General features: G+C 64.5%; 13 protein-coding genes. All 13 read right to left on the reverse strand.

Annotated features, from left to right (window positions below; genetic code table 11):
* Positions 1-57: 57 nt before the first annotated feature.
* Positions 58-858: a F0F1 ATP synthase subunit A gene (gene atpB, locus QI450_RS10645; protein WP_226774457.1), complete on the reverse strand. Its 801-nt coding sequence runs from the start codon at positions 856-858 to the stop codon at positions 58-60.
* Positions 859-949: 91 nt separating this feature from the next.
* Positions 950-1,279, reverse strand: a complete 330-nt coding sequence (locus QI450_RS10650; protein WP_226774456.1) for a hypothetical protein — start codon at positions 1,277-1,279, stop codon at positions 950-952.
* Entirely contained in the window at positions 1,272-1,757 is a 486-nt protein-coding gene (locus QI450_RS10655; RefSeq protein WP_226774455.1) for a hypothetical protein, read from the reverse strand. Before QI450_RS10655 ends, QI450_RS10650 begins: the two co-directional genes overlap by 8 nt.
* Positions 1,758-1,875: 118 nt before the next feature.
* Entirely contained in the window at positions 1,876-2,898 is a 1,023-nt protein-coding gene (locus QI450_RS10660; RefSeq protein WP_226774454.1) for a UDP-phosphate glycosyltransferase, read from the reverse strand.
* Entirely contained in the window at positions 2,898-4,772 is a 1,875-nt protein-coding gene (locus QI450_RS10665; RefSeq protein WP_226774453.1) for a nucleoside-diphosphate sugar epimerase/dehydratase, read from the reverse strand. Before QI450_RS10665 ends, QI450_RS10660 begins: the two co-directional genes overlap by 1 nt.
* 174 nt (positions 4,773-4,946) lie before the next feature.
* Entirely contained in the window at positions 4,947-5,903 is a 957-nt protein-coding gene (locus tag QI450_RS10670; protein ID WP_226774452.1) for a glycosyltransferase, read from the reverse strand.
* Positions 5,904-5,909: 6 nt separating this feature from the next.
* Positions 5,910-6,818 carry a glycosyltransferase gene (locus QI450_RS10675; RefSeq protein ID WP_226774451.1) on the reverse strand — a complete coding sequence of 303 codons (909 nt, stop codon included), beginning with the start codon at positions 6,816-6,818 and terminating at the stop codon, positions 5,910-5,912.
* Position 6,819: 1 nt separating this feature from the next.
* Entirely contained in the window at positions 6,820-7,587 is a 768-nt protein-coding gene (locus QI450_RS10680) for an L-threonylcarbamoyladenylate synthase (protein ID WP_226774450.1), read from the reverse strand.
* On the reverse strand, positions 7,584-8,495 hold the full coding sequence (prmC, locus tag QI450_RS10685) for a peptide chain release factor N(5)-glutamine methyltransferase (protein ID WP_226774489.1): 912 nt from the start codon (positions 8,493-8,495) through the stop codon (positions 7,584-7,586). Before prmC ends, QI450_RS10680 begins: the two co-directional genes overlap by 4 nt.
* A gap of 17 nt (positions 8,496-8,512) precedes the next feature.
* Positions 8,513-9,586: a peptide chain release factor 1 gene (prfA, locus tag QI450_RS10690; protein WP_226774449.1), complete on the reverse strand. Its 1,074-nt coding sequence runs from the start codon at positions 9,584-9,586 to the stop codon at positions 8,513-8,515.
* Between the two features lie 105 nt (positions 9,587-9,691).
* Positions 9,692-11,887, reverse strand: coding sequence for a transcription termination factor Rho (gene rho, locus QI450_RS10695; RefSeq protein ID WP_226774448.1), 2,196 nt, complete (start codon positions 11,885-11,887; stop codon positions 9,692-9,694).
* Between the two features lie 69 nt (positions 11,888-11,956).
* Positions 11,957-12,172 carry a hypothetical protein gene (locus QI450_RS10700; RefSeq protein ID WP_226774447.1) on the reverse strand — a complete coding sequence of 72 codons (216 nt, stop codon included), beginning with the start codon at positions 12,170-12,172 and terminating at the stop codon, positions 11,957-11,959.
* A 40-nt stretch (positions 12,173-12,212) separates the two neighbouring features.
* Positions 12,213-13,199: a homoserine kinase gene (gene thrB, locus QI450_RS10705; RefSeq protein WP_226774446.1), complete on the reverse strand. Its 987-nt coding sequence runs from the start codon at positions 13,197-13,199 to the stop codon at positions 12,213-12,215.
* Between the last annotated feature and the right edge of the window lie 2 nt (positions 13,200-13,201).

A 13,201-nucleotide genomic window follows, 5' to 3' on the forward strand; every position in this document is an offset into this window, starting at 1 on the left:
CGTCTGTGCGGCAGGTTGTTTGGGTTGCTTCATCCCGCAAGGGGAAGTTTGGGGTGCCTAGTGGCTGTCCGCGTGCAGCGCGCCTTCAATGTAGATGGCGGTCAGCAGCGTAAACACGTAAGCCTGCAGAACCATAATCAGCGCTTCGAGCATGTACATCGCAATGGCGCCGGCGAGAACGAGCACCGAGGTGCCCTTCAGCAGGAGGTTTTCATTCATCACGAGGTACTCGATGCCGGAACCGGCAATCATCACGATCAGGTGCCCCGCCAGCATCGTCGCAAACAAACGCAGGCTGTGCGTCACCGGGCGGACCAGGAAGTTGGAGATGATCTCGATCGGGATAACGATCGGAAGAATATAGCCCGGGACTCCGGAGGGAACGGTGGCCAGCTTGAAGTAGCGCAGTCCGTTTTTCCTGACGCCGATGACGATCCAGGTAATGTACACAATCGCGGCCATCACATATGCGCCGCCGACGTGCGAGAACGTCGGGAGCTGGATGACCGGAATGGCACCGTAGATGTTGTTCACCAGGATAAAGAAGAAGAGGCTGAACAACAGCGGGACGTACTTCATAAAATCTTTGCCGCCGATGATGTCCTTGGCAATGCCATTGCGGACGAAGCCGTAAGCGGCTTCACCCGCAAACTGCAGTTTGCCGGGGACAAGCTGGCCCTTGCGGGCAGCTAGCAGAAAGAATGTGGCGATAATAACGACCGAAAGGATTACCAGCAGCATCTGCTTGGAGAATCCGTCGGCCGCCCCCCACGGCAGGATTGCCGGCAGGTGCATTTCTTCAATTCCAGGAGGCGAAAAAGGTCCTGAATCTTGGGCCGGGAGCGCAAGCGCGATCAACGCGTTTCCTCTCTGCAGTGTCCATCATTGGGCGTTGGTCGGGGAAAGTCGGCGTTGCTGCCGGCCTCTCCCCCTGTGAAATTATTTGGCATTACTGATCCTCGTCCACGGACGGGCCACGTGCGGCATTGTCCCCGCCGGCGGAATGCTCCGGGCTGGTGAGGCCGTGCATGTGAGAAAGATAGAAACCTCCGGCGGCTCCAAGCAGGGCGCCTGCGAGCACAATCCAGCGGGTTCCCCACAGATTATCCAGACCCCACCCTATCAAACTCCAGACGATGATTCCGCCAACAATGTAGCTGAAGACGGCGATTCCGGCGTTGTATCCGCCGTCCCTGCCGTTCCCGGATACACCGGGGGCTCCGCCAGTGGTTTTGTGGGTTTTGGGCTTGCTTGCGCGTCCGTCTTTGCGGCTAGACATCGGTGCCGCCCTCGGAGGTCTTGGGGTCGTTGTAGATCTGCAGCCGGGCCGTGCTGAAACCGTAGATCTCGGCGGCCTGCCACAACACAACTGTCACGACGGCGCCGGCCAGGAACCAGCCCCGGGAAAGCCAGTCGGGGGTGCCGATGGCAAAAAGCACCACGGCAAAGCCAACGATCTTGATGAAGTATGTTGCGGCGAAAAGGCCAATCGCACCGGAGGGGTTGTTACGTCCGGCGAAGTGGCCGATCAGCAGGCTGATGGCGAAAAAGACGGCGACCAGGGCTCCGCCGAGAAGCCAGGAAAGGGCAGCTGCCGTCGAAGCCAGCAGCACTGCCGCCACAGCCACCAGCAGCAGGGCTCCGCCGCTGACTGCCGAACTTATTCCCAGCAAACGCAGCCACAGGGCTGGTGTGGGGCCGGAGGCACCAACAGATCCGTTGCCGGAGACGGGTCCGGGATCGGCGTTGGAGGTCATGGGATCCCAATCGTCGCGGGGCGGGTGCTGGTAGAAGTCGCGGCGTCAACCCGCCCCTAAATTCTACACGAGATAGAACATGGCGGCGTCCCGTGCCGCGCCGCGGGCGCCGGCCCGCTTAGGTTACCGGCGACCTGGTAACTTTCCGGCGCCTCCCGAAGTGTCGGATCAGGTCCGGTGACGCCAGGTAAAGCCCAAGGACGGCCAGGCTTCCGGCGACGCAGAGCACCACCACAGGCAGGGTAGCCGTGGCGGCGATGAAGCTGAAAACGATCACTGCCGCCGTGCACGCCGCGACGGTGCCTGCCGACTGAAGGTGCGAAAATCCGACGTCGGTCAACCGCTGGTAGACGTGCTCCCGGTGGGACGCGTACCAGCGTTCACCGGCATTAATCCGGCGCAGCAGGGTGTAGCCGGTGTCGGCAACATAGACGAGGATCGGCGACAGGACATATTCCACGTAGACACCGCTGAAGAACCCCGCCACGGCCAAGGCAGCCACCGAGGCACCCAGCAGGTAGCTGCCGACGTCGCCCAGGAAAACGGAGCCCCTGGACAAGTTCCACGGCAGGAAGCCCAGGAAGGACATGGCCAGCACCGCCCCACCAGCGGTAAGCCACGGCTGTTCCGCCAAGACCCCTGCCACCGCGTAGGCGCTGCCCGCCAGGACGCCGTGGAAACTCGAAATCCCGTTGACGCCGTCCATGAAGTTCGCGATGTTGATGTACGCAGCAATTGCCAGCGCCGCCAGCGGCAACCACCAGAAGGACTGGCCGGTGAGCAGGAGCAGAGCTGCGGAACCCGCGGCACCAATCCCCAGCTGGGCGGCCGCCCGGCCCCGAATGGAGAGACCACGGAGGTCTTCAATCCATCCCACCGCTGCGCTGGCAACGATGATGCACAGCACCACCAGGAAGACCGAACGGTCCACCGTCACCGCTCCCAGCAGGCCGGCGGCCCCGTAGCCGATGGCGGTGGCCACCGAAACGGCCACTCCCATGCCCCGGATGGTGGTTGCGCCGTGGGACGACCGGGCCGTGGGAACGTCAACGACGCCCATCTTCACCAGCCACGGCTTTACGGCAAACGGAAGCAGCACGCTCGCTAGCAGGGTGACGGCGGCAGTGAGGAAGATCAGCATCAGGATGCAACCCTTGTGTGCTCGCCCGGTTCGTCCGCTTCATCGTCCGGGATGGAAGCGATGTCCAGACCCTGCTCCGCCTCGCAGCGGGCCAGCCAGTCGTCGAGGTCCAGCCCGGACGGGTCCTGCTGGTGGGCCTGCGTGTGGGAGATCTTCGGATGCAGCGGGCGTTCGTCGAGCTCGCCGATTCCAACGAGTTCCTCGTGGAGTTTCTCGCCGGGCCGGAGCCCGGTGTAGACGATCTCAACCTTCTTGCCGGACATCGCGATCATGCGTTGGGCAACGTCCAGGATTTTCACCGGTTCCCCCATGTCAAGGATCATCACCTCTCCGCCGCGTCCGATCGCGCCGGCCTGGATGACCAGCTGGCACGCTTCCGGAATCGTCATAAAAAAGCGGGTGACCTCGGGGTCGGTGACAGTCACGGGACCGCCCACCCGGATCTGCTCCGTAAAGAGCGGCAGCATCGAGCCGCGGCTGCCCATAACGTTCCCGAACCTGACGGAGACAAATTTGCGGCCGGTCTGGCCCGCCATCCACGCGGCCAGCTTTTCGGCGACGCGCTTCGAGTGGCCCAGCGCCGTCGTCGGGTTTGCCGCCTTGTCCGTGGAGATATTCACGAAGTGCGATACCCCGGCGTGCTTTGCGGCACGCAGGACGTTGAGGGTGCCCAGGACGTTCGTCTTCCAGGCCTCGATCGGATACTGCTGCAGCAACGGCGCGTGTTTGAGGGCGGCAGCGTGGAACACCACCTCCGGGCGGCGGTCCTGGAAGATCTCCTGAAGCGCGTCCGCGTCGCGGATGCTCGCCAGGACGGTGTCACGGCCAGCAAGCAGTCCCCGTCCGGTAATGGTGATCTGGGTCTGCTGCAGCCCGGTTTCGTCGTGGTCAAGCATGATCAGCTCGGCCGGCGAGAACTGGACGATCTGCCGGCACAGTTCGGACCCGATGGATCCGCCGGCCCCGGTGACAAGGACGCGTTTGCTCTTGATGTAGCCGGCAATCTCATCGACTTTGATATCGACCGGGCGCCGCCCGATCAGGTCCTCGACAGCCACTTCGCGGAAGTCGGAGAAGCCCTGGGGCGCCCCGCCGCCGAGCATGTCGCGCAAAGGCGGCAGGACCAGCACCCGAACATTCATTCCGGCTACTGCGTCGGAAATCCGCCGGACCACGGAAGCCTCCACATTGGCAAACGCCAGTACCAGCACTGTGGCGCGGGTGCGCCGGATGATGGCCGGCAGGTCGTCGCCGCGGCCCAGGACCTGCACGCCGGAGAGCCGCAGGTGCTTCTTCGTGGGATCGTCGTCAATCAGTCCAACAGGATAATACGGCGATTCGGCGTCCTGCAGCATCCGCGTCAGCAGCGAGTTGCCGAGGAAACCCGCGCCATAGATCAGGGTATTCTGGGCGCTGTCGCCGGGACGGTGTTTGCCCTCAACATAGAGCCTCTTGGCATAGCGGGCGGCCCCCATAAAGAGGCAGGCGAACGGGAAGGCGATGAGCCCCACGCTGCGGCCGATTCCGATGGCTTCATAGAGCACCAGCAGGCTCAGCGTGATGGAGGCCGCGACAATCACTGTGACAAAGACCAGCGCCTTGGCTTCCTGGAAACTTCCGAACGGATACCTGCCGCGGTACAGCGCCAGCGCATAGCCGGCAAGTGCCTGCACCACTATGGCGATGGCCATGATGATCAGGGCACTGACAAGCTGTTCTTCCCTGATGCCCATTTCATAGCGCAGCAGCAGGGCCAGGACGATCGCGACGACCCACGACATTGAGTCCAGGAAGAGCTGGATCCAGATCCAGAGCGGAGGCTTTGTCTCCTCCAGTGCTGCGGCGGGTTCGCGCGCTTCAGATTTCGTAGTCAACAGAGATTGCAACCGACTTCCACTACCACGGCGGCCATCCGCCTGTTTCAATAATTACCCGCCCTGCAACTGCCGGACAGTACCCGGTTCTTCCACGATACTAATCGCTCCCGGATGGGAACCCCGGGTCCTTAGGGGTCCGGCGGGACGGGTTCGTCCGGACCTGCACCTGCCTCAGCCCTCCTTACGGGGAGCTGGACCGGGCACCGGCGGCATCGGCTGCCAGTTGCGGTCGGCCAGGATGGCCCGCGATTCGCGCCAGCCGTTCCACAGCGCCCCGGCTCCCCTGATGCTGCGCTCCACCAGCACCAGCCGAGCAACTTCCTTCAAATAAGTCAGTGCCGTTCCGGCACCAAAACCCAGCCTGTTGAACTTGCCGTAGGCACGAAGGTACTGCGCCACATGGCCCCGATTGCGCATCACGTAGCGGCGGCTCAGGTCACTCGAATCATTGAGGTGGCGGACGCCCAGATCCACTTGGCGCTGGGCCCGCACCTTTTTGATAACAAAGGCGTTTACATAGACCACCGGGGTCTGCTGCGCCGCGAGCCAGCCGTAAATGAGGTCGTCCCAGGTGATAAAGAACCGCGGATCCGGCAGGCCGATGGTGCGGGCCAGCGAGGCCTTGATCAGCATGCCCTCGAAATTTCCCACGTTGGTCCGAAAGACCTCCGAGGTACCGAAGACATCCCCGGAGACGGGCAGGAAAACGCCGAGTGATTCAACAAAATGGTGCTGCCAGAAGAACGGCTTGCCGGCGGCATCGTAGCGGCGTCCTATCATGCACGAGTAGTCCGGCGTGAACTTGTCAAGCGCCTCGACCGCCCCGGGGAGTACCTCGACGTCGTCGTCCATCAGCCAAAGCCATTCGGCACCGGCGGCGAGGGCAAGCTCCACACCGCGGGAGAAGCCGCCGGAGCCGCCGGCGTTCGCGGAAAGCCGTTCGTACTGGATCGGCACTGCACCGGAGGCCATTGCTCGGGCGATAACGTCAGGGGTGTGATCGCTGCTGGCGTTGTCCACCACCACGATCCGGTCCGGCCGGGTGCCCAGTCGGCTAAAGGACTCGAGCAGATTCTGCAGTAAGTCGGCACGGTTGTAGGTGACAACGACGGCGAACAGCTTCTCCACGCCGGCCTAGCTGTTGGTCGGCATAAGCTGTGCGGGCGAGCCGAAGCCCTGACCGCGGAAGCCGGTGGAGTAAGCCCGGAACCACCGCGCGAGGCCCTTGACGTCACCGGTTTTCAGGAAGAAGTAAGGGAACCCGACGATGTCGGCGCCGAACCAGCGCAGGTTCCGGTACTTCCGGGTGAGGTAGCCGCGGTTGCGGAAATAGCAGTACCGCTTGAACTCGCCCTCGGGAATAACGGGGGTAAGGAACCCGCCGAAGACGGGTTTCATCTCGGTCCAGGTAGCCGGGTGCTGGACGGCGACGGTGGCCAGGGTGCCGTATTTGAGGCCGGCTTTCTTGACCCGCGACAGGAAGTCGACCTCGTCGCCGCGGATAAAGAACTTCACGTCAGGGATGCCGATCTTGTAGAACACCTCCGTGCGGATCAGTGCGCCGTTGAAAAAATGCACCATGTCCGGAAGGTAGCCCATCGACGCGAGCCTGGAGCGGTCGTTGGTCAGGAACCCGTTGATCCGGAAATTGAATGAGAGCCGGTTGGGATCGGACGTTGCGGCGACGAGGGGGCTCACAATATCGAGCTGGTGCTCGTCGGCGCACTTGAGCAGTTCGGCGAGGCAGCTCTTATCCTCGGGGTGCCCGTCATCATCCATCATCCAGATCCACTCCGCGCCGCTGGCCATCGCAGCCAGAATCGCATAAGCGAACCCTCCGGCACCGCCGAGGTTCGCCTCGGAGCGCAGGTAGTTAATGTTCTCCCCGCCCGCATTGACGATCGCGGTCGCCGGGACGGTGCCGGAGTCCACGAGAGCGATCGAGTGGATGGGGGCCGTCTGTTCGGCCAGGCCCTTGAGCAGGAGGGTGAGTTCCTCGTGGCGGTCGAAAGTTACTGCCGCGACGGCGACTTTGGGTTGCATGTCAGTTCCTCGGAGAATCGTCGTCGGCGGCGGGCGTAGCGCTGTCCTCAGCGGTGCTGTGTGACGGGGTGGCAGTGGTGGTGTCCGGGGCATCAACGGCGGCGGGCTCCTCGCCGGCACCGAGCAATTCCGGCACAACCTCCCGGAGCCGCTCCAGGCTGATGGCACCCTGGCGTACCACCCGCAGCGGCACAGAGGTGGCATCAACAATGGTGGACGGCAGCGCATCAGTCCCCTCGACCGGCCGCGCGCCGCCCTCCAGGTAGACCTCCACGGATTCCGCCAGCTGGGCTTCGGCCTCCGCAGCGGTCTGGGCCGCCGGCTGTCCCGTGCGGTTCGCCGAGGACACTGCCAGCGGACCGGTCAGCGTTAGGAGGTCCTGGGCGAGGTCATCGGCCGGGAGCCGGAGTGCGACGGTGCCTCTGGTGTCGCCGAGGTCCCAGTCAAGGGACGGCTGGGCATGCAGGATCAGGGTGAGAGCGCCGGGCCAGAATGCCTCTGCCAGGCGCCGGGCCTCGGCAGGAACGTCCGTTGCGAGGCCGTCGAGGGCATTGAGCCTGGGGATGAGCACGGGCGGCGGCATTTTGCGGCTGCGCCCTTTCGATGCCAGCAACAAGGTCACCGCGAGGGGTGAGAACGCGTCGGCGGCGATCCCGTACACGGTGTCCGTCGGGAAGACCACACACTTGTGCTCCCGGATGGCCCGCTGGGCGTGTTCAAGTCCTGCGGCGCGCTGCTCAGCCGCCGTGCAATCGTAGCTAGTCGTCACTGGCCCATTCTTTCATCACTGGGTGAGTTGCCCCGGCCACCAGGCGGAAGCCGGTCGGCAAGAACGGCACTCGTGGCCCGGTCCCTGCCGTTGAGGTCACGATGTGTGGTAACGCGGGACCACCGTCCGGAGCGCTCCAGCATGGCGGCGATCCAGCCGGCCTGGACTTCGGCGTGCTCCATCACAAAATATCCCCCGGGGAGCAGGAGCCTGGCGGCGGAAGCCGCTGCCGCCGCCGGAAGCTCCATACCGTCCGCTCCCCCGCCGTAGAGTGCCTCGGGCGGGTCGTGCAGCGCTACTTCGGGTTCGTTGGGGATCGCGCCGGCAGGAATGTAGGGCGGGTTCGAGACCACAACGTCGAAGGTGCCGTTGTGCCCGGGCAGCGCATCACGCAGATCACCGAGGGTCAAGTGAACGCCGAGCGGCAGCAGATTCCTCGCGGCCCACGCGTGCGCGAACTCGCTGAATTCGACGGCGTGGACCTCGGCGCCGGGAATCTCGTGCGCGATCGACCCGGCGATGGCTCCCGACCCGGTGCCCAGATCGACCACCTTAGGATGGGCCTGTCCCTGCAGCCTGTCGATGACAAGCTGCACCACGGTTTCAGTTTCCGGCCTGGGAATAAACACTCCCGGCCCGACTGCCAGCTCCAGGTACCGGAAATGCGCAACGCCCGTGATGTGCTGCAGCGGAACGCGCCGGGCCCGCTCGGCGATGAGCTCCTGATAGCCAACCGGTGCCGGGCTGTCACCGAGCATCAGCGCACGGAGCCGGCCGAGGCCAACGCCCAGCAGATGATCTGCGAGCAGTTCCGCGTCGGCTCGCGGACTCGGGACCCCCGCGGCGGCCAGCGCTGCGGTGGCCTCGCGGACGGCGTCCGCAAGGCTCAGGCCGGCTCCTTCTGGTATCACCACGCCGGGCCCGGCTAGTCGCCGATAGCGTCGAGGCGGGCCTGTTCGTCCATCTCGATGGCCGACTGGATGACCGGTTCCAGGTCGCCGTTCATAACCTGGTCCAGGTTGTACGCCTTGTATCCGGTGCGGTGGTCCGCTATCCGGTTTTCCGGGTAGTTGTACGTGCGGATTCGCTCCGAGCGGTCCATGGTGCGGATCTGGGATTTGCGCTGGGCAGAGTTTTCGGCATCAATCTGCTCCTGCTGGTGCGCCAGGATGCGGGCACGCAGGACACGCATGCCGGCTTCACGGTTCTGCAGCTGCGACTTTTCGTTTTGCATGGCCACCACAATGCCGGTGGGAAGGTGGGTGATCCGGACAGCGGAGTCGGTGGTGTTCACGGACTGGCCGCCGGGGCCGGACGAACGGTAGACGTCGATCTTGAGGTCGTTCTGGTTGATCTCAAGTTCTTCGGGTTCGTCCACTTCGGGAAGTACCAGCACACCGGCAGCGGAGGTGTGGATGCGCCCCTGGGATTCCGTCACGGGAACGCGCTGCACCCGGTGCACGCCGCCTTCGAACTTGAGCCGCGCATAGACACCTTCTGCCGGGTCGCTCGAGTTGCCCTTGATCGCCACCTGGACGTCCTTGTAGCCGCCCAGGTCGGATTCGTTGGCAGAAATCATCTCGGTCTTCCAACCCCGGGTTTCCGCGTACCGGGTGTACATCCGCAGCAGGTCGGCGGCAAAAAGGGCAGCCTCGTCGCCGCCTTCACCACCCTTGACCTCAAGGATCACATTGCGGGAATCGTCGGGGTCCCGCGGAATCAGGAGCCGGCGAAGCTTGGCCGCCGCCGTCTCCAGCCCGGCCTCCAGGACCGGAACCTCGGCAGCAAACTCCGGGTCTTCGTCCGCCATCTCTTTGGCAGCGGCAAGGTCATCCTCGATACCGTGCCAGGCGTGGTACGCCTCCACAATGCCGTTCAGCTGGGCCGAGCGCCGCCCCAGCTTTCGGGCAAGCTTCTGGTCAGCGTAGACAGCAGGATCCCCAAGCTGAGCCTGGATGGCATCATGCTCATCCAACAGGCCCTGTACGGACTCAAACATTTAAAAACCTCTTTCGACTTCTACAAGTCTAGTAATGCCGTGCGTTGGGTGGAACGACAAAGGGGCGGGGCCCGCAAATATGCGACGGCCCCGCCCCTGACTCAGCTACTTGTCGTTATCGGACTTCGCACCAAGCGTCGTCTTCTGCACCTGCATCAGGAACTCGACGTTGCTCTGGGTCTCCCGGATCTTGTTGGTCAGCAGTTCAAGGCTCTGCTGCGTTTCGAGTCCGGACAGGACCCGGCGCAGCTTCCACATGATCTTGACTTCCTCGGGCGAGAGCAGGTTTTCCTCACGGCGCGTGCCTGAGGCGTTGACATCCACCGCCGGGAAGATGCGCTTGTCCGCGAGCTGGCGGGACAGCCGCAGTTCCATGTTGCCGGTGCCCTTGAACTCTTCGAAGATGACCTCGTCCATCTTGGAGCCGGTCTCGACTAGCGCGGTTGCCAGGATGGTCAGCGAGCCGCCGTTTTCGATGTTGCGGGCGGCACCGAAGAACCGCTTCGGCGGGTACAGCGCGGCGGAGTCGACGCCACCTGAGAGGATACGGCCGGAAGCCGGTGCCGCCAGGTTGTAGGCACGGCCCAAACGGGTCATCGAGTCCAGGAGGACCACAACGTCCATGCCCATTTCCACGAGGCGCTTGGCGCGCTCGATGGAGAGTTCGGCCACCGTGGTGTGGTCGTCGGCGGGGCGGTCGAAGGTCGAGGCGATGACCTCGCCCTTCACGGTGCGCTGCATGTCCGTGACTTCTTCGGGGCGCTCGTCAACAAGCACCATCATGAGGTGGACCTCAGGATTGTTGGTGGTGATGGCGTTGGCAATTGACTGCAGGATGAGCGTCTTGCCGGCCTTCGGCGGCGAGACGATCAGGCCGCGCTGGCCCTTGCCGATCGGGGCGACCAGGTCGATGACGCGGGGGCCGATCTTCTTGGGGTCCGTCTCCAGGCGCAGGCGCTCGGAGGGGTACAACGGGACCAGCTTCGCGAACTCAACGCGGTCCTTGAGTTCCTCAGGCGTCTTGCCGTTGACCGAGGTGACGCGAACCAGCGCGTTGAACTTTTGGCGAGCGGTCTGCTGCTGGTTCGTTTGCTGGGTTTCGCCTTCGCGCGGCGCACGGATGGCCCCGACGACTGCGTCGCCCTTGCGCAGGTTGTACTTCTTGACCTGGGCTAGGGAGACATATACGTCGTTCGGGCCCGGCAGGTAACCGGAGGTGCGGATAAACGCGTAGTTCTCCAGTACGTCCAGGATGCCGGCGACCGGCAGCAGGACGTCGTCCTCGGTGACCTCGACGTCGTCGACGTCCGGGCCCTGGGCGCGTCCCCGACGCCGGTCATTGCGGTCGCGGAAACGGTCATTGCGCGCGTTGTTATCGCGGCTGTCCTGTCCGCCGGAACGGTCATTGCGGTCGTTGCGGTCACGCCGGTTCCGGCGGTTCCGCCGGCTGCCGCCATCGCTGTCGTCGTTGTCCCGGTTGTTATCGCGGTTGGCTGCGTTGTCCCGGTTGTTATCGCGGTTGGCTGCGTTGTCCCGGCTACCGGCGTTATCGCGGTTGGCTGCGTTGTCCCGGTTGTTATCGCGGTTGCCCGCGTTATCGCGGCTGGCAGCAACCTCGTCGCGGCCGCCGCGGCTGCGGGTGTTCTCCCGGCGCTGGCCGTCTTCACTGCCCTGGTCTGCCTGGCGCTGCTCGGCGGGGGCCTCGACGACGGGTGCGGACTGGGCTGCAGCCTGCTCGGGTGCCTGGGCAGCAGCTTCGCCGCGGCGGCGGTTGCGGGTCCGCGGCTGGCGGGCACGGTCGGCGCCTTCCGAGGCAGCAACCGAGCCGGACTCGACGGCGTTGGATTCGGCAGCTGCCGGAGCCTCCGCTGCGGGAGCGGCCTGGGCGGGGGCCTCGGTGGCAGTAGCAGTGATGACGCCGTCGCTGCCGGCGCGGCGGCTGCGGCCACGTCCCCGGGCACGCGGATTTTCCTGGACCGGAGCCTCGGATTCGACGGCGGCAGCCGGAGCAGCGACCGGCGCCGCTGCCTGTGGGGCGCTGCCGTTGCCGTTCACCGTTTCAGCGCCGCGGGCCGGCGCCTTGGACACCGGGGTACCGGCGCGGTGAGCCGAAATTGCAGAGACAAGATCGCCCTTCCGCATCCGGGAACCGCCGGAAATCCCCAGCTGGCTGGCGAGAGCCTGCAACTGGGCGAGCTTGAGGCCTGCAAGGCCACTGCTCTTGGCGGGTGCGGCCGTTGACGATCCGGCAGCAGAAGATGATGTTTCCACAGCTGAAGACAGCTCAGTGGTTTCGGTCACGAAGGATCCTTCCCCCTCGACGGCGGCCAGGCTAGGAGCTGGACGCGATGATTTGATCTGGGCTGCAGTTCAGATTTGCAGCCGGGATTTCGGCCTTGCCGGATGGAAATTGGCCAGCACGGCCAGATACTGCATCGCCTGGCGCGTTCCAAAGAAATGAGAAACGGCGGGCTGACTCTTCAGGGGTGCAGGGATATTTTCTGCGGATTCCTGCGTCAGACCAAAAGCAGGCGGCACCGGGCAATATTTCGCAGTGAAAGATGAGAGAGGCAACAAGGCCAACATCGCGGTCTTTTGAACAGTAACTGAATTACCGCCTGCGTGATTACCGCCGGTGCACTTCCACTTTAGCACCTTCGACGTCCACAGCCAGCTTCATCACGCGCCAGCCGACGTCCGGCGTGTTGCCAGCCGTAAAAGCGTTGATGAACGCGACGGCAGCCTCTGCCTGCCGCACCCCATTGGCCAGGACCAGCACCGTGGGCCCGGCCCCGGACACGGCGGCCGCAAAGCCAGCCCGCCGCAAAGCCGCGATCAAGTCGGCGCTGGGCCGCATGGCCTCGGCACGATAGCTCTGGTGCAGGTAGTCCTCGGTGCCGGCAAGGAGAAACTCCGGTTTTTGCGTCAGCGCGTGGATCAGCAGGGCCGCACGTCCGGAATTCATCGCCGCGGCGTGGTGGCCCACCGAGGCCGGCAGCAGGGCACGCGCCGTCTCGGTGGATAGTTCAAAGTCCGGCACGGCGACCACCGGAACAACCGCCGCAGCGACGGCCGCGCACGTGCTGCTGTACTGGTCACTGTCCTGCCATGAGAGCGCCAGTCCGCCGAAAATTGCGGGTGCGACGTTGTCCGGGTGGCCTTCCATCTCACTGGTGAGCTGCAGGACCCAGTCCTTGCCCCGGCGCGATGCTTCGGGAACCAGCGCATTGGCGGCGGTGACGGCGGCGACCACGGCTGACGCTGAGGAGCCCAAACCGCGGCCGTGCGGGTTGACATTGTCTGCCGTGATCCGAAGCCCGCCGTGCCGGAACCCCAGGCGGTGCAGGGCCTCCGTGATTGCCTTCACCACCAGATGGCTGGCATCACGGGGCAGGGATTCCGCCCCTTCTCCGCTGAGCTCAAATTCCAGCTCGCCGCTGTCCAGGGTTTCCACCGACAGGGTGTCGAACAGGGACAGCGCCAAACCCAGGCTGTCGAAGCCGGGGCCAAGGTTCGCACTGGTGGCCGGCACCCGGACCGTCACGAGCTGCCCGGCCGGTATCTCCGGGGCGTCGGCGGCGGACTCTGCCGGGACGGTGAGGGTGGTTTCCACGG

Source organism: Arthrobacter sp. EM1 (assembly GCF_029964055.1).
Classification (GTDB): Bacteria; Actinomycetota; Actinomycetes; order Actinomycetales; family Micrococcaceae; genus Arthrobacter.

What these genes read in the sequence shown, in the direction of transcription:
- QI450_RS10655 (WP_226774455.1), bottom strand. Translation starts at nt 1,757, where the DNA reads ATGACCTCCAACGCCGATCCCGGACCCGTCTCCGGCAACGGATCTGTT.
- prfA (WP_226774449.1), bottom strand. Translation starts at nt 9,586, where the DNA reads ATGTTTGAGTCCGTACAGGGCCTGTTGGATGAGCATGATGCCATCCAG.
- QI450_RS10660 (WP_226774454.1), bottom strand. Translation starts at nt 2,898, where the DNA reads ATGCTGATCTTCCTCACTGCCGCCGTCACCCTGCTAGCGAGCGTGCTG.
- QI450_RS10675 (WP_226774451.1), bottom strand. Translation starts at nt 6,818, where the DNA reads ATGCAACCCAAAGTCGCCGTCGCGGCAGTAACTTTCGACCGCCACGAG.
- QI450_RS10700 (WP_226774447.1), bottom strand. Translation starts at nt 12,172, where the DNA reads ATGTTGGCCTTGTTGCCTCTCTCATCTTTCACTGCGAAATATTGCCCG.
- QI450_RS10650 (WP_226774456.1), bottom strand. Translation starts at nt 1,279, where the DNA reads ATGTCTAGCCGCAAAGACGGACGCGCAAGCAAGCCCAAAACCCACAAA.